At 64.6% G+C, this 21,820-nt stretch carries 16 protein-coding genes; 12 read left to right on the forward strand and 4 right to left on the reverse strand.

What is annotated here, in order from left to right; genetic code table 11:
• Position 1: 1 nt before the first annotated feature.
• From nuoL to BMG03_RS08310, 6 genes are read left to right on the forward strand one after another with little or no spacing between them, the layout of a single operon-like run.
• Positions 2 to 2,203 (forward strand): NADH-quinone oxidoreductase subunit L, encoded by a 2,202-nt coding sequence (gene nuoL / locus BMG03_RS08285; protein ID WP_075774486.1) that lies wholly within the window; start codon positions 2 to 4, stop codon positions 2,201 to 2,203.
• Positions 2,203 to 3,741: an NADH-quinone oxidoreductase subunit M gene (locus BMG03_RS08290; protein WP_075774487.1), complete on the forward strand. Its 1,539-nt coding sequence runs from the start codon at positions 2,203 to 2,205 to the stop codon at positions 3,739 to 3,741. The genes nuoL and BMG03_RS08290 overlap by 1 nt, the downstream gene beginning before the upstream one ends.
• A gap of 11 nt (positions 3,742 to 3,752) precedes the next feature.
• Positions 3,753 to 5,192: an NADH-quinone oxidoreductase subunit NuoN gene (gene nuoN / locus BMG03_RS08295; protein ID WP_075774488.1), complete on the forward strand. Its 1,440-nt coding sequence runs from the start codon at positions 3,753 to 3,755 to the stop codon at positions 5,190 to 5,192.
• On the forward strand, positions 5,182 to 5,934 hold the full coding sequence (locus BMG03_RS08300; RefSeq protein WP_075774489.1) for a biotin--[acetyl-CoA-carboxylase] ligase: 753 nt from the start codon (positions 5,182 to 5,184) through the stop codon (positions 5,932 to 5,934). The genes nuoN and BMG03_RS08300 overlap by 11 nt, the downstream gene beginning before the upstream one ends.
• Positions 5,935 to 5,950: 16 nt before the next feature.
• Positions 5,951 to 6,727, forward strand: a complete 777-nt coding sequence (locus BMG03_RS08305; RefSeq protein ID WP_075774490.1) for a type III pantothenate kinase — start codon at positions 5,951 to 5,953, stop codon at positions 6,725 to 6,727.
• A gap of 47 nt (positions 6,728 to 6,774) precedes the next feature.
• On the forward strand, positions 6,775 to 8,397 hold the full coding sequence (locus BMG03_RS08310; RefSeq protein WP_077701370.1) for a ribonuclease J: 1,623 nt from the start codon (positions 6,775 to 6,777) through the stop codon (positions 8,395 to 8,397).
• 125 nt (positions 8,398 to 8,522) lie between these two features.
• Here the strand turns inward: BMG03_RS08310 and BMG03_RS08315 are convergent, their stop codons facing one another.
• Complete coding sequence (locus BMG03_RS08315) at positions 8,523 to 10,088, reverse strand: DEAD/DEAH box helicase (RefSeq protein WP_075774492.1); 1,566 nt, start codon at positions 10,086 to 10,088, stop codon at positions 8,523 to 8,525.
• A 275-nt stretch (positions 10,089 to 10,363) separates the two neighbouring features.
• Between BMG03_RS08315 and BMG03_RS21315 the strand changes: the two genes are divergently transcribed.
• Both BMG03_RS21315 and BMG03_RS08320 read left to right on the forward strand, forming a co-directional pair.
• Positions 10,364 to 10,723, forward strand: coding sequence for a hypothetical protein (locus BMG03_RS21315; protein ID WP_425275164.1), 360 nt, complete (start codon positions 10,364 to 10,366; stop codon positions 10,721 to 10,723).
• A complete protein-coding gene (locus BMG03_RS08320; protein ID WP_425275167.1) occupies positions 10,624 to 12,243 on the forward strand; it encodes a cation:proton antiporter in 1,620 nt (539 codons plus the stop codon). Before BMG03_RS21315 ends, BMG03_RS08320 begins: the two co-directional genes overlap by 100 nt.
• A gap of 3 nt (positions 12,244 to 12,246) precedes the next feature.
• Here BMG03_RS08320 and BMG03_RS08325 read toward each other — a convergent pair whose 3' ends face one another.
• The 3 genes from BMG03_RS08325 to BMG03_RS08335 all read right to left on the reverse strand — a co-directional run bounded on the left by BMG03_RS08325 (position 12,247) and on the right by BMG03_RS08335 (position 17,195).
• Positions 12,247 to 13,170, reverse strand: a complete 924-nt coding sequence (locus BMG03_RS08325; RefSeq protein ID WP_244271014.1) for a M23 family metallopeptidase — start codon at positions 13,168 to 13,170, stop codon at positions 12,247 to 12,249.
• A gap of 56 nt (positions 13,171 to 13,226) precedes the next feature.
• Positions 13,227 to 15,545, reverse strand: coding sequence for an ATP-dependent Clp protease ATP-binding subunit ClpA (gene clpA / locus BMG03_RS08330; protein ID WP_075774495.1), 2,319 nt, complete (start codon positions 15,543 to 15,545; stop codon positions 13,227 to 13,229).
• Between the two features lie 261 nt (positions 15,546 to 15,806).
• Positions 15,807 to 17,195: an HPP family protein gene (locus tag BMG03_RS08335; RefSeq protein WP_075774496.1), complete on the reverse strand. Its 1,389-nt coding sequence runs from the start codon at positions 17,193 to 17,195 to the stop codon at positions 15,807 to 15,809.
• Between the two features lie 203 nt (positions 17,196 to 17,398).
• Here BMG03_RS08335 and BMG03_RS08340 point away from each other — a divergent pair, with 203 nt between their 5' ends.
• From BMG03_RS08340 to BMG03_RS08355, 4 genes are all read left to right on the forward strand, one after another.
• Positions 17,399 to 19,192 carry a sulfotransferase gene (locus BMG03_RS08340; RefSeq protein ID WP_075774497.1) on the forward strand — a complete coding sequence of 598 codons (1,794 nt, stop codon included), beginning with the start codon at positions 17,399 to 17,401 and terminating at the stop codon, positions 19,190 to 19,192.
• Between the two features lie 173 nt (positions 19,193 to 19,365).
• Positions 19,366 to 19,782: a hypothetical protein gene (locus tag BMG03_RS08345; RefSeq protein WP_077701183.1), complete on the forward strand. Its 417-nt coding sequence runs from the start codon at positions 19,366 to 19,368 to the stop codon at positions 19,780 to 19,782.
• The gene (locus tag BMG03_RS08350) at positions 19,734 to 21,122 is read left to right on the forward strand and encodes a tetratricopeptide repeat-containing sulfotransferase family protein (RefSeq protein WP_244271028.1); all 1,389 of its coding nucleotides are present in this window, start codon (positions 19,734 to 19,736) and stop codon (positions 21,120 to 21,122) included. Before BMG03_RS08345 ends, BMG03_RS08350 begins: the two co-directional genes overlap by 49 nt.
• 62 nt (positions 21,123 to 21,184) lie before the next feature.
• Positions 21,185 to 21,817 (forward strand): LysE family translocator, encoded by a 633-nt coding sequence (locus BMG03_RS08355; protein ID WP_075774499.1) that lies wholly within the window; start codon positions 21,185 to 21,187, stop codon positions 21,815 to 21,817.
• Positions 21,818 to 21,820 lie beyond the last annotated feature (3 nt).

Below are 21,820 nucleotides of genomic sequence, written 5' to 3' on the forward strand. Positions count from 1 at the left end.
GATGGAAACGATCATTCTCTTTGCGCCGCTGGTCGGTGCGATCCTTGGTGGCTTCGGCTGGCGGGTGATCGGCGAAAAGGGCGCGATGGTCCTGACCACGGGCCTTCTGTTCCTCGCCGCCGCTCTCAGCTGGATCGTCTTTCTCACGCTGGGCGATCAGACGCAGCACATCCATGTTATGAACTGGATCACCTCGGGCGACCTCGACGTCGCATGGGCGATCCGGATGGACCGGCTGACCGCGATCATGCTGATCGTGGTGACGACGGTCTCCTCGCTCGTGCATCTCTACTCGTGGGGCTACATGGCCCATGACGAGAATTTCGACGAAGGGAAGGGCGAGAATTACAAGGCGCGCTTCTTCGCCTACCTGTCCTTCTTCACCTTCACCATGTTGATGCTGGTGACCTCGGACAACCTGCTGCAGATGTTCTTCGGCTGGGAAGGCGTGGGTCTCGCCTCGTATCTGCTGATCGGCTTCTACTACAAGAAGCCTTCGGCCAATGCGGCGGCGATGAAAGCCTTCATCATGAACCGTATCGGCGATTTCGGCTTCCTGCTCGGGCTGTTCGGTCTGTTCTACATGACCGGTTCGCTGAAGATGGACGACGTCTTCTCTGCGGCCCCGGCCCTGTCCGAAACGAGCCTGGACTTCCTCTGGGGGAACTGGAACGCGGTCGAGCTCTGTGCCTTCCTTCTGTTCATCGGTGCGATGGGCAAATCGGCGCAGCTCTTCTTGCACACATGGTTGCCGGACGCGATGGAAGGCCCGACGCCGGTGTCGGCGCTGATCCACGCCGCGACCATGGTGACCGCGGGTGTGTTCCTCGTCTGTCGGATGTCGCCGGTCTACGAATACGCGCCGCATACGCAGACCTTCATCGTCGTCATCGGTGCCTCGACCGCCTTCTTCGCAGCGACCGTGGGTCTGGTGCAGAACGACATCAAGCGCGTCATCGCCTATTCGACCTGTTCGCAGCTGGGCTACATGTTCGCGGCCGCGGGCGTCGGCGTCTATTCGGTGGCGATGTTCCACCTGCTGACCCACGCCTTCTTCAAGGCGCTGCTGTTCCTTTCGGCGGGCTCGGTTATCACCGCGATGCACCACGAGCAGGACATGCGCAACTACGGTGGTCTTCGCAAAAAGGTGCCGCTGACCTTCTGGGCGATGATCTTCGGCACGCTGGCGATCACCGGTGTCGGCGTTCCCTTCACCCATATCGGTTTCGCAGGCTTCCTGTCGAAAGACGCGATCATCGAGAGCGTCTGGGGCGGCTCGGGTGCTGGCTATGCCTTCTGGCTTCTGGTCATCGCGGCGGCCTTCACGTCCTTCTATTCGTGGCGCCTGATCTTCATGACCTTCTTCGGCAAGCCGCGCGGCGATCATCATGCGCATGATCACGCCAAAGAGAGCCCGTGGGTCATGACGGTGCCGCTGGTCGTACTGTCCTTCGGCGCGATCTTCGCCGGCATGATCTGGTACAACGTCTTCTTCGGCGATCACGCGAAGCTGGTGAAGTTCTTCGGCCTTCCCGCGCATGCCGAGCAGACGGCGGATGCCGGGCACGCGACGAGTGGCGAAGCCGCGCAGTCGGGCGAGGCAAGCCATGCCGCAGGGCAGGGTGAAACGCCGCCGGTGCCGGATCCGAACATGTCCGAACAGCAGGCCGAGGCCGAGCTGATGGACGAGGCCAAGACCTCGCCGAGCGTCGGCGCCTCGACCGCGGTCATCGAGTATCCGGGTGTCGCACCTCAGGGCTCCATCTACATGGGGCAGGAGAACGAGGTGATCGACAAGGCGCACCACGCGCCGGCCTGGGTCAAGGTATCGCCCTTCGTGGCGATGCTGGCCGGGCTGCTTGTCGCCTGGATGTTCTACATCAAGGATGTGAGCCTGCCGCGGCGGATGGCTGAAGCCCAACCCGGGCTCTACAGCTTCCTGCTCAACAAGTGGTATTTCGACGAGCTGTACGAGCGTGTATTCATGCGCCCGGCGCTCTGGTTCGGCTATCAATTCTGGAAGAAAGGGGACGAGGGCTCGATTGACCGGGTCATCGACGGTATGGCCGTTGGCATCGTCCCGACATTCACGAGGTTCCTTAACAGGATGCAATCGGGCTATCTGTTCCACTACGCCTTCGCCATGGTGATCGGGATCGTCGGTCTCATGCTCTGGGTCGTCCTCAACGGGGGGGCGAACTGATGCAACACCTTCTTTCCATCGTCATCTTCACGCCCGCCGTGGCGGCGCTGATCCTCGCGCTGGTTCTGCGTGGCGGCTCGCCCGAGGCTGACCGCAACGCGAAATGGGTGGCGCTGACCGCGACTTCGGTCACTTTCCTGATCTCGCTGTTCCTGCTGGCCGGGTTCGACCCGTCCAACACCGGCTTCCAGTTCATGGAGAAATACTCCTGGATCATGGGCTTCCAGTACCGCGTGGGTGTCGACGGGCTGTCGATCCTCTTCGTGATGCTGACCACGTTCATGATGCCGCTGGTGATCATCGGCAGCTGGAACGTCACCGACCGCGTGAAGGAATACATGATCGCCTTCCTCGTCCTCGAGACGCTGATGGTGGGCACCTTCGTCACGCTCGATCTGGTGCTGTTCTACCTGTTCTTCGAAGCAGGCCTGATCCCGATGTTCCTGATCATCGGCATCTGGGGGGGCAAGCAGCGCGTCTACGCCGCGTTCAAGTTCTTCCTCTATACCTTCTTCGGCTCGGTCTTCATGCTGGTGTCGATCATCTACATCTACTTCCACACCGGAACGACGGACATGCCGGGGCTACTCGTCTACGAGTTCCCATACACACCGGTGGATGTTCTGGGGATATCGATCCCCGGCGGGGTGCAAACGCTGCTGTGGATCGGCTTCTTCATCTCCTTCGCGATCAAGATGCCGCTCTGGCCGGTGCATACCTGGCTTCCCGCAGCGCACGTTCAGGCCCCGACGGCCGGTTCGGTCGTGCTGGCGGCGATCCTGCTGAAACTGGCTGATTACGGCTTCCTGCGCTTCTCGCTGCCGATGTTCCCGGTGGGCAACATCGTCGTGGGCCCCTGGGCGATGTGGCTCGCGGTGATCGCGATCATCTGGACCTCGCTGGTGGCGCTGGTGCAGACCGATATCAAACGCGTCATCGCGTATAGCTCGGTCGCGCACATGGCCTATGTGCTGCTCGGGATCTTCTCGGGGACGCAGCAGGGCATCGAGGGCGGGATCTTCCTCGTCGTCTCGCACGGCTTCGTCTCGGGCGCGCTGTTCCTTCTGGTCGGCGTCATCTACGAACGAATGCACACCCGCGAGATCGACGCCTATGGCGGCCTCGTCAAGCGGATGCCGGCCTATGCGACGATCTTCATGTTCTTCACCATGGCCAATGTGGGGCTGCCGGGTACCGGTAACTTCGTCGGGGAATTCCTGACGCTCGCCGGGACGTTCCAGGTCAACACCTGGGCCGCGATGTTCGCGACCTCCGGCGTGATCCTCTCGGCCGCCTACGCGCTCTGGCTCTATCGCCGGGTCGTCTTCGGCGACCTGATCAAGGAGAGCCTGCGCTCGATCACCGATCTCACCACGCGCGAGAAGTGGATCTTCGCGCCGCTGGTGGCGATGACCCTGATCCTTGGCGTCTACCCCGATCTGGTGACCAACATCATCGGGCCGTCGGTGACGCAACTCGTCCAGAACTATCACGATGCCTTGCCGGACACGTATCTGTCCGACCTGGTCGAACACTGAGGAGCTGAGGGATGACTTCTGCGGATTTCTCGATCGTCCTTCCGGAGTTTTTGCTCGCCGTCTACGCGATGGTGGCCCTGCTCGCGGGTGTGTGGTTCGGCAAGGACAAGCTTGCGCCGACGCTGCTGTGGATCACCTCCGGCGTCATGCTGGTGATCGCGGCCTGGATCGGCCTGGCCGAGGTGGGCTCGCATGAGGCCTTCGGCGGCCTCTTCATCGACGACGCGTTCTCGCGCTTCACCAAGGTGATGATCCTGATCGCGGCCGCGCTGGTGCTCGCGATGGGCACCGATTACATGCAGCGCCGCGGCCTGCTGCGCTTCGAATACCCGATCCTCGCGACGCTGGCCGTCATCGGCATGATGATGATGGTTTCGGCGGGCAACCTCATGTCGCTCTACATGGGGCTTGAGCTGCAATCGCTCGCGCTCTACATCGTGGCCGCGCTGCGCCGCGAGAGCGAGAAGAGCTCGGAAGCGGGTCTGAAGTATTTCGTCCTTGGCGCGCTGTCCTCGGGCATCCTGCTCTACGGCGCTTCGCTGACCTACGGCTTCGCGGGCACCACGCAATTCGCGGGCATCATCGGGGTCGTGCAAGCCGGTCACCTGCCGATCGGCCTGCTGTTCGGCATGGTCTTCCTGATCGCCGGTCTCGCCTTCAAGGTCTCGGCAGTGCCGTTCCACATGTGGACACCCGACGTCTACGAGGGCTCGCCCACGCCGGTCACCGCCTTCTTCGCAACGGCGCCGAAGATCGCCGCGATGGCGCTGATCGCCCGGCTCGTCTTCGACGCCTTCGGCCAGGTGCCGGCGGAGTGGGGCCAGATCCTCGCGCTGCTCGCGGGCCTGTCTATGGTCTGGGGCTCGGTCGCGGCGATCGGTCAGTCGAACATCAAGCGCCTGATGGCCTATTCCTCGATCACCCATATGGGCTACGTGTTGCTGGGCCTCTCGGCGGGCACGGTCGAGGGTGTGCAGTCGATGCTGACCTACATGGCGATCTACGTGACGATGAATGTCGGCGTCTTCGCCTTCATGCTTTCGATGGAGCGTGACGGCCAGCCGGTGACCGAACTCAAGGCGCTCAATCAATACGCCCGTCAGGCCCCGGTCAAGGCGCTGGCGATGCTGGTGCTGCTGTTCTCGCTCGCCGGTGTGCCGCCGATGCTGGGCTTCTTCGCCAAGTTCGCGGTGCTCGAAGCGGCGCTGCACGCGGGCTATATCTGGCTCGTGCTGCTCGGCGTGATCGCCTCGGTCGTGGCGGCCTTCTACTACCTGCGGATCGTGTTCTACATGTATTTCGGCAAGGAGACGGATCCGCTCGACAATCGGATGCCCGCGATCCAGTGGGGCCTTCTGGTGGTCTCGGCGCTGGCGATGCTGATCGGCATCTTCAACCTCTTCGGCATCGAGGGCGCGGCCCAGGCTGCGGCGGCGGCTCTTGTCAACTGAGCGCGATGACTGGCCCGAGGGCGTGGCGCGACACGTCCTGCCCTCGGTCGATAGCACCATGGATGAAGCGGCCCGGCTAGCGCCGGGCCTCTCCGGTTCAGCCTGGATCTTCGCGCATGAGCAGACTGCCGCGCGCGGCAGGCGCGGGCGGGCGTGGCGCGCGCCATCCGGCAATTTCTCGGCGACTCTGGTGATGCGGCCCGAAGGCGGGCTGGCTCATGCCGCGCTCTATTCCTTCGTCGCGGCACTCGCGTTGGAGGCCGCGCTCGCGCATGTCGCGGGACCGCATGCGCGGCTGACCATCAAATGGCCCAATGACGTACTGCTGAACGGCGGCAAAGTCGCGGGCATCCTGCTCGAGAGCCTGCAGGGCGCAGAGACAATCGCGATTGGCATCGGCGTGAACCTCGCAGTGGCCCCCGAGCGGTCCGAGATCGAGCCCGAGGCGATGGCGCCGGTCAGCCTGCTGGGCGAGACCGGGATGCAGATCGCTCCGGTCGACTTCCTGCCGATGCTGGCGCAGGCCTTCGATCATTATGATCGACAGTTCCGCGATTACGGCTTCGACGCGATCCGCAATGCGTGGCTCGCGCGGGCGGCGCGTCTGGGCGAAGAAATCACCGCACGCGTCGGCGGCGAAACCTATCGCGGCACCTTCGAGACGATTGACCAGACCGGCGCGCTGATCCTGACGACGCCCGAGGGCCGCCGTGCCATCTCGGCGGCGGATATCTTTTTCTGAGCGGAAGGGGGGAGCCATGCTTCTCTGCATCGACTGCGGCAACACCAACACCGTCTTCTCGGTCTGGAACGGGACGGATTTCATCGCCACTTGGCGGATGGAAACCAATCACCAGCGAACGGCGGACGAATATTTCCTCTGGCTGTCCGGCATGATGCGCGTGCAGGAGATCGCAGGCGCGATCACCGAGGTCATTATCTCCTCGACCGTGCCGCGGGTGGTCTTCAACCTGCGGGTTCTGTCTAACCGTTACTTCAACTGCCGCCCGTTGGTCGTCGGCAAGCCCGAATGCCGCCTACCGGTGGAGCCCCGCGTCGATCCGGGCACGACCGTCGGGCCGGATCGCCTCGTGAACACGGTTGCGGGCTATGACCGGCATGGCGGCGATATCGTCGTCGTCGATTTCGGTACTGCGACCACTTTCGACGTGGTCGCCTCCGACGGGGCCTATATCGGCGGGGTGATCGCACCCGGCGTCAACCTGTCGCTCGAGGCGTTGCACGCCTCCGCGGCCGCCCTACCTCATGTCGATGTGACGATGCCCGAGAAGGCGATCGGCACCAACACCGTCGCCTGTATCCAATCGGGCGTTTTCTGGGGCTATATCGGCCTCGTCGAAGGCGTCGTGCGCCAAATCCGGCTCGAGCGGGACCGACCGATGAAAGTCATCGCGACCGGCGGTCTGGCAGAGCTGTTCAGTCAGGGGTTCGACCTGTTTGACAGTGTGGAATACGACCTTACCATGCACGGCCTTCGCCTCCTCAACGACTATAACAAGGACCTTCCCGCGTGAGTGACAGACTGATCTACCTCCCCCTCGGCGGTGCCGGCGAAATCGGCATGAACGCCTATGTCTACGGCTACGGCCCAGAGGGGAAAGAGCGGCTGATCGTTGTCGATCTGGGCGTGACTTTCCCGGATATGGACGGCACGCCCGGCGTCGACCTGATCTTCGCCGATCTCGAATGGCTGGAAGCGAATGCCGACCGCATCGACGCGATCTTCATCACCCACGCGCATGAGGACCACATCGGCGCGCTGCCGCATGTCTGGAACAAGCTGCGCAAGCCGGTCTACGCGCGCGCTTTCACCGGTCGGATCGGCCAGCTGAAGCTGGAAGAGGCGGGCATCCCGCCCGAGACGATCCAGATCGTCGAGCCGCGCCCGAAGGTGATCGAGGCCGGCCCGTTCAAGGTGCAATTCGTGCCGATCTCGCATTCGATCCCCGAAAGCTCCGGCCTCATCATCGACACACCTGCTGGCCGCGTCGTGCATACGGGCGACTTCAAGCTCGACGGCAACCCGATCGTCGGCGAGCCCTTCGACCCCGAAATGTGGCATGCCATTGCCAAGGAAGGCGAAGGCGTGAAGGTTCTGGTGAGCGATTCCACAAACGTCTTCTCCCCGCTGCCGGGCCGCTCGGAGGCCACTTTGGCCGAGCCGATCTCGGAACTCATCCGCGCGCAGACCGGCATGGTCGTCGCGACCACCTTCGCCTCGAACGTGGCGCGCCTGAAGACGCTTGCCGAAGCGGGCAAAGCCGCGGGTCGGTCAGTCTGCCTGCTGGGGCGTGCGATGAAGCGCATGGTCTCGGTCGCCGAGGAAACCGGCGTGCTGAAAGGCATGCCCGGCACGATCTCGGCGGAAGAGGCGACCGACGTGCCGCGCCAGAACCTAATGCTGATCGTGACCGGCTCCCAGGGCGAGCGACGCGCTGCCTCGGCCCAGCTGAGCCGCGGCAAGTACCTGGGGCTCGAGATGAAGGAGGGGGACACGTTCCTGTTCTCCTCGAAGACGATTCCGGGCAACGAGCGCGGCGTGATCCGGATCATGAACGCCTTCTCCGAGATGGGAGTCGACGTGGTGGACGATCACGGCGGGCTCTATCATGTCTCGGGCCACGCCAACCGCCCCGATCTCGAAGCGGTGCACGAACTGATCGCGCCGAAGATGCTGATCCCGATGCATGGCGAGCATCGCCACCTGCGCGAACATGCGAAGCTGGCGGCGGACAAGGGCATCGCGTCGGAAGTCGCGACGAACGGCACGATGATCGACCTGACCGGCGAGGTGCCGAAAGTCGTCGAATATATCGAAGCGGGCCGCACCTATCTCGACGGTTCGGTGCAGATCGGCGCGATGGACGGCGTGGTGCGCGACCGGATGCGCATGGCGCTGAACGGCTTGTGCCTCGTGACGGTGATCCTCGACGAGCAGGACCAACCGCTGGGCGAGCCCTGGGTCGAGCTGAACGGCTTGCCGAAACTGGGCCGCTCCGGCGCGCCGCTGGCCGAGACGATCGAGGACGAGATGACCGAATATCTTGAGCGCGCGCCGGTCAAGATCCTGAGCAATGACGACAAGCTGGACGAGGGCCTGCGCCGCATCGCCCGTCAGGTCGCGATGGAAGAGATTGGCAAGAAGCCCGAAGTGATCGTCGTCACGAGCCGTCTGACCGAGTGAGCGCGAGTCCGCGCCGTCGATGGCGCGGATCGCGAAGGGGTAGGGCATCGCCCCATCCTCAGAGACAAAGAAAAACCCCGCCGGAGGACGCCTCCGGCGGGGATACTTTTGCCAATACGAAAGCGTCAGCTGTCCGCGCTGTCCTCGGCGGTCTCTTCGATCGCGCCGGGGCGGAAGGAAACGGTGAGGAAGTCCGGGACGTGGTCGCCCATGCCCACCACTTCGTTCTCACGCTCGCGACGGTTGCGGCCCCCGCGGGAGCGGCGTGCGTTGCCTTCGTCACTACCCTGATCGCGGGGCTGCGATTTCGGCGCGCTCGCGGTCTCCTGGGGCTCGCTGCGAGCCTCTTCGGGTTGAGCCTCGGTCTTGGGAACTTCTTTTTGCTCTTGCGGCGCGGCGATCTGCGGTTGCTGCGTCTCTTCGCTGCGCTCGCGTTTCGAGCCACGCCCGCCGCGATCGCGGCTGCGCCCGCCACGCGAACGACCGCCCTTGGAGTCCTCGCGCTTGCGCGCGGGCTGCTTCGCACCTTCGGACAGCTCGAACCCTTCCGGCGGCTCGGCGCGCGGGATTTCCTGCTCGACGAGGCTTTCGATCTGGCCGAGGAATTTCTCGTCCGAGGGGACCGCGATCGAGATCGCCGTGCCCTTGCGGCCCGCGCGACCGGTGCGGCCGATCCGGTGGACATAGTCCTCGGCATGCATCGGCAGGTCGTAGTTGAACACGTGGCTCACCGAAGGCACGTCGAGGCCGCGCGCGGCGACGTCAGAGGCAATCAGCAGCTTCAGCTTGCCATCGCGGAAACTCTCGAGCGTGCGGGTGCGCTGGCTCTGGTCGAGATCGCCATGGATCGGGGCCGCGTCGAAGCCGTATTTCTGCAGGCTTTTCGCAACGATATCCACGTCGACCTTGCGGTTGCAGAAGACGATCGCATTGGTGCAGGCCTCGCCCTCGGCCTCGATCACCGCGCGCAGCAATTCGCGTTTGGCTTTCGCGGTCTGGTCGCGGCGCGCCGGTTCGATCTCGATCAGCTTCTGGGTGATATTCGCGCCCGTCGTCGCCTGACGCGCCACTTCGATGCGCACCGGCGCATGCAGGAAGGTGTTGGTGATCCGCTCGATCTCGGGCGCCATCGTGGCCGAGAAGAACAGAGTTTGGCGCGTGAAGGGCGTCAGCTGGAAGATGCGTTCGATATCGGGGATGAACCCCATGTCGAGCATCCGGTCGGCCTCGTCCACGACCATGACCTTCACGTCGGTCAGGATCAGCTTGCCGCGCTCGAAATGGTCGAGCAGGCGGCCCGGCGTCGCGATCAGCACGTCGACGCCCTTGTCGATCAGTTTGTCCTGCTCTCCGAACGATACGCCGCCGATCAGCAGCGCGCGGGTGAGCTTGGTGTTCTTGGCGTAGAGGTCGAAGTTCTCGGCGACCTGCGCTGCCAATTCGCGCGTCGGGCACAGCACGAGCGAGCGCGGCATCCGGGCGCGGGCGCGGCCCCGACGCAGCAGCGTCAGCATCGGCAGGGTGAAGCTGGCGGTCTTGCCGGTCCCGGTCTGCGCGATGCCGAGCACGTCCTTGCCCTCGAGTGCGGGCGGAATGGCGCCAGCCTGAATGGGCGTCGGCTCTTCGTAGCCAGCGTCGACAACGGCGGAAAGGACCTTCGGGTCCAGCTTCAGATCGGTGAATTTCGTCATGGGTATCCTTGGTTTACCTTTAATCGCGTCCTGTCGCGACCCGCATCGGGCGGGGCCGCTATCGGGCGCTTGAGGAACCGGGCGCCCAGGAAGAGCCCCGCCGGATTACGGAGCTTGGCTGCGGCGTACCGGATTGCGACGCAAAGGTCAATCTTTTCAGGGCAGGGCCGCTAACCGGCGGGCGGGACGCTCCTATGGCAAGGGGCTCTTGCAAAGGGGCACGGAACCTGACCTTCTGAACGGGGTTTGATCCCGAAGTGTGACGAGGGACAGATATGGCAGTCGCGGAATCGGCGGGTCTCGGCCCGGTATTGGCCTTTGCGCTGGTAGGTGTTTGCGGTGTCGGCGCGCAATGGCTGGCATGGCGGATGCGCCTGCCGGCCATCGTGATCATGCTGGTCGCAGGGCTTATTGCGGGTCCAGCGACCGGGCTTTTGAACCCGAGCCGCGACTTCGGTGAGCTGCTGAGCCCGTTGATCGCGCTCGCGGTGGCGGTGATCCTGTTCGAGGGGGGTTCTCGCTGGATTTCCACCGTCTGGGCGATGCGAAAACCGGGGTCAGGCGGCTTGTCTTCATCGGCGCGCCGCTTGGCTGGTTTCTCTCGGCACTCGCGCTCGTCTGGGGCGCGGGGCTGAGTTGGGAAAGCGCGGCGGTCTTCGGCGGCATCATGGTCGTTACCGGCCCGACGGTGATCGCGCCGCTTCTGCGCACGGCGAAACTTGCCCGCCGCCCCGCACGGCTGCTGCAATGGGAAGCCATCGTGAACGACCCGATCGGCGCGCTGGCGGCGGTTCTGGCCTTCGAGGTGGTGTTCACGCTTCGCTCCAACCTGCCGATGGGCGAGGCGGTCTGGCATCTCGCGCTCGGGATCGGCTTTGCCGCGGCGATCGGCGGCGCGGTCGGCTGGGGCATCGCGCGCAGCTTCTCGCGCGGATGGGTGCCGGAATTCATGAAAGTCCCGGTGTTGTTCGCGACCCTTTTGGCGACCTTCGCGGTGACCGATTACGTGCTGCATGAAAGCGGGCTGCTCGCAGTGACGGTGATGGGGCTGGTGATCGGAAATGCCGATTTGCCCTCCTACGAGGAACTGCGTCGGTTCAAGGAGCATGCGACGGTGCTTCTGGTCTCGGGCGTGTTCATCCTGCTCGCCGCGAATATCGAGATCGACCAGCTGGCCGCCCTCGACTGGCACGCGCTGTTGTTCGTCGTGCTGGTGGTGCTGGTCGCCCGCCCGATGACGGTGCTGATTTCGCTGATAGGGACGGGCCTGCCGCGCAACGAGCGCCTGCTGATCGCCTTCACCGGCCCGCGCGGGGTGGTGCTCGTGGCGGTTGCGGGCCTTTTCGGTCAGCGTCTGGCCGAGATCGGGGTGGCCGACGGGCTGCGCATCGGGCCGCTGGCCTTCGTACTGGTGCTGGTGACTGTGATCGTGCACGGCTTCACCTTGGCGCCGCTGGCGCGGAAGCTGGGACTGGCCAATGCCGACAAGCCGGGGCTGCTGATCGTGGGCGGCTCGCGCTTCACGTCGGCGCTGGCCGAGACGCTGAACAAGGCCGAGGTGCCGGTGCTGATCACCGATCCGAACCATGCGCACCTGATCAGGCCCCGCGCCAATGGGCTCAAGACTTTCTACGGCGACATTCTGGGCGAGGCGGCGGAGGACAAGGTCGAGCTGATGGCCTATTCGACCCTGCTCGCCGCGACCGACAACGACGCCTATAACACGCTCGTCGCGACCGATCTCGCGCCCGAGCTGGGCCGCGACAAAGTCTGGCAGGTGCCGCGCCAGAAGGACGATCGCGAACGCCACGCGCTGCCGACGCAGCTCGGTGGGCGCCGCTTTGGTGAGGGGCGCACGCTCGAGGGGTGGGAGACACTGCTCGCCGAGGGCTGGCGCTTCCGCGTGACCCGGATCACCGAGGAATACACGCTGGCCCAGTGGCGCGAGAAGCGACCCAAGGCGAAGCCCGTGATGGTCGTGGCGAAGAGCGGTGACCTTCGCTTCGTGATCGACCCGGCCGAAATGAAGGTCGAGCCGGGCGGGCGGATCATCTCGCTGCTGCCGCCCGAGGCCTTCGAGGAAGAGACCGCGCAGAAGGCCAAGGCCGGGGAGAAACCCTCGGGCCAGCCGGGTCCCGCCGCGCGGATCCCTTGAGGTTCATTCGATCCGGGCGGTGGCTGATCGACGGGCGATCACCGCGCCGTCGCGGCGCAGCGCGATCTGGCCCGCGTAGGGACCTTTGGGCCAGCCGTCAGGCGGGGTCTTTTTGCCGACATAGCGGAAGAACCGGGCCTTGGGTGCGTCGACCTCGCTGGTCGTACTGATGCTGATCCCATCCGGGCCGGTGATCTCGAAACTGATCGTGTCTCCCGCACGCAGGCCGAAGCCGTAGCCCCAGAAGATGAGGGCGGGTCCGGTTTCGCGGGGCGGCGGCAGGGGGTCGCCGGCGAGGATCGCGTTGAAGCGCGGCGGTGCGGCGGTGAACCCGTTCGCGAGCCAGCCGCTTGGTGTGTAGGGGAAAGGATCGGACCAGAGACTCTGCGATGCGGCAGCCGCGCAGGTGTCCTGCATCTCAGGGTCGAAGGGATCAACGACCGTGCCCTCATGGCGCAGCGACAGATGCAGATGCGGGAATTCCGCCTGACCCGATTGGCCGACGAGGCCGAGCGGGGTGCCCGCCTCGACCCGCGCGCCACGTGCAACGGAAATCGAGCCTTCGCGCAGATGGCAATACTGAGTCTGCCAGCCGCGTCCTAGATCGATGACGATCCCGTTGCCGCATTCCTTGCCCGCGACCATTCGTCCGCTGACATAAGCCCCGTCGGGCTCTCCATCGCGGGTGGCGACGACCCGGCCCGGGGCGGCGGCGATCACCTTCACGCCCTCCTGCATCTGCGCTTCGGTCAGGAGCGCGAAATCGGTGCCCTTGTGGCCGTCATAGGTCAGCCCGCCGCAACCCGCATCGCGCGCGCCGGGACCGGGGTCGCGGTCGACGTAATTCTGGATGTAGCAATCCTGGCCAAGGGTGCAGTCGACCGGCATTTGCAGCGTCGGCGCGTCAAATAGAAAAGTCCCGGCCATGCAGGGCATGGCCGGGACGAGAAGGCTTATCACTACCGCGTGGAGCACGGCCTAGATCATTCGGCGGTCAGCAGGCGCGGCTTGGAGCCGGAGATCCGCTTCTTGCCCGGTTCCTCGACCTTGATGACGATCTTGTCCTCCTTGATCGAGACCTTGGCGACACCGCCCTTCGTGAGCTTGCCGAAGAGCAGCTCTTCGGCGAGCGGCTTCTTGATATGCTCCTGAATGACCCGGCCCAGCGGACGCGCGCCCATCTTGTCGTCGTAGCCCTTCTCGGCGAGCCAATTGGCGGCGGCCGGGGTGAGCTCGATATGGACGTTGCGGTCGATGAGCTGCGCTTCGAGTTGCAGCACGAACTTGTCGACCACCTGCAAGATCACCTCGCGCGGCAGCGGCGCGAAGCTGACCACCGCGTCCAGACGGTTGCGGAACTCGGGCGTGAAGGTCCGCTCGATCGCGGCCATATCCTCGCCTTCGCGCCGATCGCGCCCGAAGCCGATTGCGGTCTTCGCCTGTTCGGCGGCGCCCGCATTCGAGGTCATGATCAGGATCACGTTGCGGAAGTCGACGGTCCGGCCGTTATGGTCGGTGAGCTTCCCGTGATCCATCACCTGCAGCAGGATGTTGTAGACATCCGGGTGGGCCTTTTCGATCTCGTCGAGCAGCAGCACGCAATGCGGGTGCTGGTCGACGCTGTCGGTCAGCATGCCCCCCTGATCGAAGCCGACATAGCCCGGAGGCGCACCGATCAGACGCGAGACCGCGTGCTTCTCCATGTATTCCGACATGTCGAAGCGCATCAGTTCCACGCCGAGCGTATCGGCGAGCTGCTTGGCGACCTCGGTCTTGCCGACACCGGTCGGACCCGCGAAGAGGTAGTTGCCGATCGGCTTCTCCGGCTCGCGCAGACCCGCACGGGCCAGCTTGATCGCGGAGGACAGCGTCTCGATCGCCTTGTCCTGGCCGAACACGACGCGCTTGAGGGACTTCTCGAGATCCTTGAGCACCTCGGCATCGTCCTTCGAGACCGATTTCGGCGGGATCCGCGCGATCTTGGCGACGACCGCCTCGATCTCTTTCGGGCCGATAGTCTTGCGCCGCTTGCTTTCGGCCACGAGATGTTGGGCCGCGCCCGCCTCGTCGATCACGTCGATCGCCTTGTCGGGCAGCTTGCGGTCATGGACATATCGCGCCGACAGTTCCACCGCCGTCTTGATGGCGTCGTTGGTGTAGCGGATGTCGTGGTGCTTCTCGAAATAAGGCTTCAGCCCCATCAGGATCTTGATGGAATCCGGCACCGAGGGCTCGTTCACGTCGATCTTCTGGAACCGGCGGCTCAGCGCGCGATCCTTTTCGAAGTGCTGGCGGAACTCCTTGTAGGTGGTAGAGCCCATGGTGCGCAGCTTGCCGCCCTGAAGCGCGGGCTTCAGGAGGTTCGAGGCATCCATGGCACCACCCGAGGTCGCGCCCGCACCGATCACGGTGTGGATCTCATCGATGAAGAGGATCGCGTCGGGATGCTCTTCAAGCTCCTTCACCACGGCCTTCAGGCGCTCTTCGAAGTCGCCGCGATAGCGGGTGCCGGCGAGCAGTGCGCCCATATCCAGCGAGTAGATCGTCGAATTGGCGAGAATTTCCGGAGTCTCCCCGCGGGTGATCTTCAGCGCGAGGCCTTCCGCGATCGCGGTCTTGCCCACGCCGGGATCGCCCACCAGAAGCGGGTTGTTCTTGCGGCGGCGGCAGAGGACCTGAATGCAGCGCTCGACCTCATGCTCGCGCCCGATCAGCGGGTCGACATCGCCCTTCTCGGATTTCGCGTTGAGATTCACGCAGTATTTCTCGAGCGCGGAATCCTTGGCTTCGGCCTGGGTCGCCCCTTCGGCCTTGGCCTCTTCCTCGGCACCCGACACCGGGCGCGTTTCGCCAAACTCCGGATCCTTCGCCACGCCATGCGCGATGAAGTTCACCGCGTCGTAGCGGGTCATGTCCTGCTCTTGCAGGAAGTAGGCGGCGTTGCTTTCGCGCTCGGCGAAGATCGCGACGAGCACATTCGCCCCGGTGACTTCCGAGCGGCCCGAGCTTTGGACATGGATGGCCGCGCGCTGGATCACGCGCTGGAAGGCGGCGGTCGGCACGGCTTCCGAGCCTTCGATTTCGGTCACGAGGGTGGACAGTTCATCATCGATGAACTCCACCAAGGTCTGGCGCAATTCGTCGGTATCGACGGCGCAGGCCTTCATCACCCGCGCGGCGTCCGGCTCGTCGATCAAGGCGAGGAGCAGGTGTTCTAGCGTCGCGAGTTCATGCTTTCGGGCATTGGCGAGCGCCAGCGCCCCGTGGATTGCCTGTTCGAGCGTATTGGAAAACGACGGCATTATCTGCTCCTTTCCTCGAAGGGCGGCGCGGGAGGATACCCAGCCTAGTGTTGCCCTATAAGATTAAAGTTCGGTGGAATTCGTCGCGCTTCAAGTCTTTTCATGCCCAAAAACCGATCGGACTCCGATTCGTACGGAAAAAACGATCATTTAGCGGGCGCGACGGTGCAGGGATACCGATGAGGCGCGCAATATCTAGGGGAGTTGCGTTTGACCTCTCCCATATGGGGAGGGTTTTCGCGGGTTCAAGCGCTCTGACGGTTACTTGGGCGACTCGGCGCGGCTTTGCGCGGTGTCGTGCTGCGTGTCCTCGTGGACTGGCGGGCGGCGCGCAGCACTTTGGTGCAGTTCCGCCGCCAGTTCGGCGTCTTCGGGGTCGGTTTTGCCCTTGGATGCGGGCGCCTCGCCGGGGCGCTTGGTGGCTCTCGTTCCCGAGGAAGCATCCTCTCTCTTTTGGGACGCGTCCTCCTCGTCCTCGTCGCCTTCCTCCTCGAGCTCCGCCTCGGAATGGGCGGCTGGCGAATGTTCCAGCAGCAGCGCGATGATGTCGGTCCGGGTCAGGATGCCGACGAGCCGCCCGCTTTCGGTCACGGGCACGACCCGCGCCTCGCGTCGCGCCAGCCGTTCGAGCAATTGGCCCACCGGCGTGTCGCCCTCGACGGTCTCGATATCGGTATGGAAGATCGCGCGCACCTCGGCCTCGGGCGGGGCGGCGCGGAACCGCAGGGGGCGGCGCAGGATGTCGAACTCCTTGAACAGCTCTTCGAGCGCGTCATGCTGATCGACCACGCCCAGATAGTATCCCGAATTGTCGACCACCGGCAGGGTGTGGACGTTGAGCGCGGTCATCTTGCGCACGATCTCGGACAGCGGCGCTTCGGGGCTGACGGTCACCGGGTTCTGCGTCATCAGATCGCGCACATGCGTGTCGGCCAGAAGCGACTCGGCGGCGCGGTGTTCGGCCACCGCCATGAGCCGCGCCAGATCGGCGGGGTCCATGTTGGCCGACTGGTTGAACTCGACCAGCAGGTTCGACAGGTCGCGCTGACTGAGCGAGCGGGCCGGGCCGCGCGCACGTCCGACATGGGCCGGGGAATAGGCGAGAGGGCGCGTCGGGTAGGAAATCCCGAAGAGCCGGTTCCAGACCATTGCGAACCCGATCATCAGCACCGTCATCACCGCGATCGGGAAGATCGCGAAATCGAAGCCGAGACGCCGCCCCGCCTCGTGTTCCAAGATCACGAGCAGCGCGATCCCGGCGGCTGGCGGATGCAGCGCGCGCGCGGCCATCATCGCCGCGATCGACCCGCCCACTGCGAGCCCGTCCGCATAGGGTGGAGGGGTCACCATCAGCACCGCGACCGGCACCACGGCGGAGATCATCATCCCCATCATCGCGGACCACGGCTGCGCCAGCGGCGAGTTCGGCAGAACGAACAGGAGAACCGCCATCGAGGCGAAGCTGGACACGAGATAGATCCCGGCCTGTCGTGAATGGGGCAAGGTGGCCACGATGAAGGTCACGACGAGGATCGCCACTCCTGCGCCCACCGCGCCGCGCAGGATGTCGACCGCGGGCCTACGCCCCATGGAGGGGCCGAAGCGGCGCAGCTGGCGGCGGACATTCTTGGGCAGGCGTGAGATCGGCATCGGTTCGCTGGGTTTGAATTCGCGACAGGTATCGCGCCTGCCACGCGCGGATGCAAGCGCGGGGGCGGCGAGAGGCCGGGCGGCGGGAACGCCATCTCAGGGCTAAACGCTCCCCGAAGCCCGTCTGGCATCTTGCCATCAGGCGCGGCGCGTCTATGGTCGGGCGCGAATTCTCAGGTAGGACAAAAAACGGGGAGAGCGCGATGGCCGGACCGATAGACAAGACGCTGCGCGCGGCGAAGACCCATGCAAAAAGCGGAGCTTTCGCGGAGGCCGAGGCGCTCTATCGCGAGGTTCTCGCGCGATTTCCCGGCAACAAGCGCGCGCAGGCCGGGCTGGCCGAGATCGCGCAATCGCGCGCGAGCCGCCCGGTGAACCCGCCGCGCCCGGTGATCAACAAGCTCTTCGGGCTCAAGAAGTCGGGCCGTGACCGCGAGGCCGCCGAGGCCGCCGCCCGCGTTCTCAAGGAATTTCCGCGTGCGCCGGCAGCAATGGAAGTGCGTGCCGCGGCGCTCTCGGCTTTGGGCGATCACGAGGGGGCCGCGGCGCTCTTTCGCGAACTGGTAGGTATGTTTCCCGACGCGCCCGATGCTCACGGCAGCTACGGCAACGAGTTGATGGCGCTGAATCGTGACGACGAAGCCGTGGTCGAATTCGAGCGCGTTCTGGAATTGCGCCCAGGCGACCCGGTTGCGCTCAACAATATCGGTAACGCCAAGCGCCGCGCGGGTGAGCAAAGCGAGGCGCTCGAGATGTATCGCGCCGCCCATGAGGCCGCGCCCGATTTTGTCGAGGCACAGCTGAACCTCGCCAACGTGCTCGTCCTGAGCCATAAAGCGCAAGAGGCCGAGCCTCATCTGTTGGAAGTTCTTGCGAAGTTGCCCGACAATTTCCGCGCCTTGACGACGATGGGCGACGTGCGACGCGATCTCGGCGACAAGCCGGGTGCGATCGACTATTACAAGCGTGCGCTCGCAATCAATCCCGACCATACCGAAGCGCTGGCGTCGCTGATTATGGCGACGCGTATTTCCGAAGGCGATCCTCTCGTCGCACGCCTTGAAGGTCTGCTTGAGGCACCGCATCATTCGGAGAGGGAACGGGTCCGATACGAATTCGCCCTGGGCAAAGCCTATGAGGATATCGGCGACATCGACAAATCCTTCGCTTTCTATGCACGCGGCAATGCGCGTCGCAAAGAGCTGCTGGGCTACACGATCGAACAGGACGAGACGCTGTTCGCGCAGATCGAGCAGGCCTTCCCGGCCGTGCCTGCAGCCATTCCCGACGCCGCGCAAGATGGCCCGGAGCCGATCTTCATCGTCGGCCTGCCGCGCTCCGGCACGACGCTGAGCGAACAGATCGTGAGCGCCCATCCGATGGTCGCGCCGGGCGGCGAGTTGATTGAACTCGGCAGCCCATTGTCCCAAATCGACTGGTCGAATCCAGAGGACTTCCGCGCGAAGGCAGAGGAGATCCGCGCCGAATATCGCGAGGTTCTGCGCGCGCACGCCAAAGGCGCGCCTTTCGTGACCGACAAGATGCCGCTCAACTTCCGCTGGGTCGGGGCGATCCGGGCGCTGTTCCCCAAGGCAAAGATCATCCATCTTCAGCGCGATCCGCGCGCGGTGATCTGGTCGATCTATCGGTTGAATTTCGGCTCCGATGGCAACGCCTACGCGCATAGCCTCGATGATCTGGTGGCTTATCGGGCGTTGCATCAGGACCTGATGGCGCATTGGAAATCGCTCTTCGCCGAGACGATTTACGACCTGAACTACGAGCGTCTGGTGGAAAATCCGGAGACCGAAATTCGCGCGCTGCTCGACTATCTCGAATTGCCCTTCGACGAGGCTTGCCTTCGCCCGCAGGACAACAAGCGCATCGCCCGCACCGCATCGCGCGATCAGGTGGTCAAACCGATCTACAAGGGCAGTTCTCAGGCGTGGGAGAAATACGCCCCGTATCTGGAGGCGGCATTCGCGAAGCTCGACTGATGTTCGGTCTTCGGCCTAACTGCGCCCGCTCCTCTGCGGGCGCATTTCGCTGAGCGTTCCGTTCGGACGGTCTTCGTTCCCGTTTGTCGGCGCCCCTCCCGGTGGCGCTGCTGCCGTGCTTGTCATCGCGCGGCGGCTCGCTATGGTCGGGTCGATTTCGCGAAGGAGAGCCGATGGCCGGGTCCGTTGACAAGATGCTGCTCGCCGCACGTGGCCATGCCAAGCGCGGGGAATACCGGCAGGCCGAGGCGCTTTACCGTGACGTGCTCGGCCGTTTTCCGGGCAACAGGCGCGCCAAGGCGGGGCTAGAAGCGCTCGCGCAGGTCAGCAAGGCGAAACCGGCCGCGGGGCCGCCACGAGCGCTGCTGCAGCAGTTGATGGGGTTGATGCAGACGGGGCGCAACCGCGAGCTCGTCCAGCAGACGAAACGGGCGCTGACAGAGTATCCGGAGGCCATCCTCTTGCTCGAATTAAAAGCTGCGGGGGAGGGGGCCTGGGCGATCACGACGCTGCAGCCGAGACCTATCGCCGCCTGGTCTCCCTGCGGCCCGATCACGCCGACACCCACGGCAACCTGGGCAATGAACTGATGGAACTGGGGCGCTTCGAAGACGCGATCGCGTCGTTCGACCGCGTATTGGCGCTGCGCCCGGGTGACCCCGTGGCGCTGAACAATCAGGGCAATGCCTTCCTCGCGCTCGGCCGCGAGATCGAGGCGCGCAAACGGTTCGAGGCGGCGCTGGAGGCCGTAGCGGACGATAAGCTCACTGGCGATGCGATGTCTGGGGCCGCACAAGCGCGGTCGCCCGACCCGCGCCATGTCTTCGCGTTGAACAACCTTGGCAACATTCTACTCGCCGAAGGCGACATCGCCGGGGCACGGACGCGGTTCGAGGCGGCGCTCGCGGCCGACCCGAGCTATGCTGAGGCGTGGTGGAATCTCTCTCGCCTGCATGGCTTCGCGCCGGACGATCCGCTGCTTTCGCAACTCGAGGCGCAGGTCGCGGCGGAGGCGCATTCCGAGCATGACCTGATGCTGCTCGAATTCGCGCTCGCCAAGGCGATGCACGATGTGGGCGGGACGGAGCGGGCCTTCGCGCTCTGGCAGTCGGCCAATGCGCGGCGCAAGGCTGAACTGGGCTATGACATCGCGCAGGATCGCAAGCTCTTTGCGCAGCTGCGCGAGCGTTTTGCCGCGCCCCATCCGCCAATCCCTGAGACAGAGACCGACAAGGCCGCACCGGTGCCGATCTTCCTGCTGGGCCTTCCGCGCTCGGGCACGACGCTGATCGAGCAGATCGTTACCCAGCACAGTCAGGTCGCGCCCGGAGATGAGATCGCCACGCTCGATCGCGAGATGAGTGCGCTCGACTGGTGCGACCCGGAGGCGCTTAGCCGGGAGGCGGGGCGGGTACGTTCCGCCTATTACGAGACGCTCACCAGGCTGGCCGATGGCAAGCCGTTCGTGACCGACAAGATGCCGCTCAATTTCCGCTGGATCGGAGCGATCCGGGCGCTGTTTCCGCGCGCTTCGATCGTGCATGTCCATCGCGATCCGCGCGCGACCCTCTGGTCGATCTATCGCAACTTCTTTTCCAGCACGGGCAATGGCTACGCACATGATCTGGACGATCTCGTGGCCTATCACGGGCTCTATCGCGATCTGATGGCGCATTGGGCGGTGCAGCCCGGTGCGATCGTCGATTGCGACTATGAGGCGCTGACGGAAGCCCCTGAGGCGCGCAGCCGCGCGCTGATCGATGCGCTCGGGCTGCGCTGGGAAGACGCCTGCCTGCGCCCGCAGGACAACGCCCGCGCGGTCGCGACGACATCGGACACGCAGGTGCGCAAGCCCATCTACAAGGGCAGTTCACAGGCATGGGAGAAATATGCGCCCTATCTGGAGGCCGCTTTCGCGAAGCTAGACTAAGCGCGGGCTTGTGGCGTGAGGAAGGCTCGCTAAGCTGACCGCACCCATAGGAAAGTCCCGCCATGCCCGAACTCTCACATATGCTCGCTTTCGGTGCCGTGGCGCTTGCGATGGTGCTGAGCCCCGGTCCGAACATGATCTATCTCGTCTCGCGCACGATCTGCCAAGGGCGGCGCGCGGGGCTGGTCTCGCTGGGCGGGGTGGCATTGGGGTTCGTCTTCTACATGCTCTGTGCCGCCTTCGGGATCACCGCAGTCGTTCTTGCCGTGCCTTATGCCTATGACGCGCTGCGGATTGCCGGGGCGCTCTATCTGTTCTGGCTGGCATGGCAGGCCGTGCGACCGGGCGGGCGCTCTGCCTTCGAGACGCGCGAGTTGCCGGTCGACGGGCCGCGCAAGCTGTTCTTGATGGGGTTCGTCACCAACCTGCTCAATCCCAAGATCGCGGTGATGTATCTGTCGCTGCTGCCGCAATTCATCGACCCCGCAGCCGGATCGGTGCTGGCGCAATCTCTGGCGCTTGGCGCGGTGCAGATCGTGATCTCGGTGAGCGTGAATGTCGCCATCGTGATCGGCGCAGGCGCAATGGCCCGGTTCCTCACGACGCGTCCGCTCTGGATGCGGGTGCAATGCTGGGCAATGGGGACGGTGCTCGCCGCGTTGGCGCTGAGCGTGTTGCGCGATGCGCGGCGGTGAGGT

This window comes from Thioclava nitratireducens, from assembly GCF_001940525.2.
Classification (GTDB): Bacteria; Pseudomonadota; Alphaproteobacteria; order Rhodobacterales; family Rhodobacteraceae; genus Thioclava; species Thioclava nitratireducens.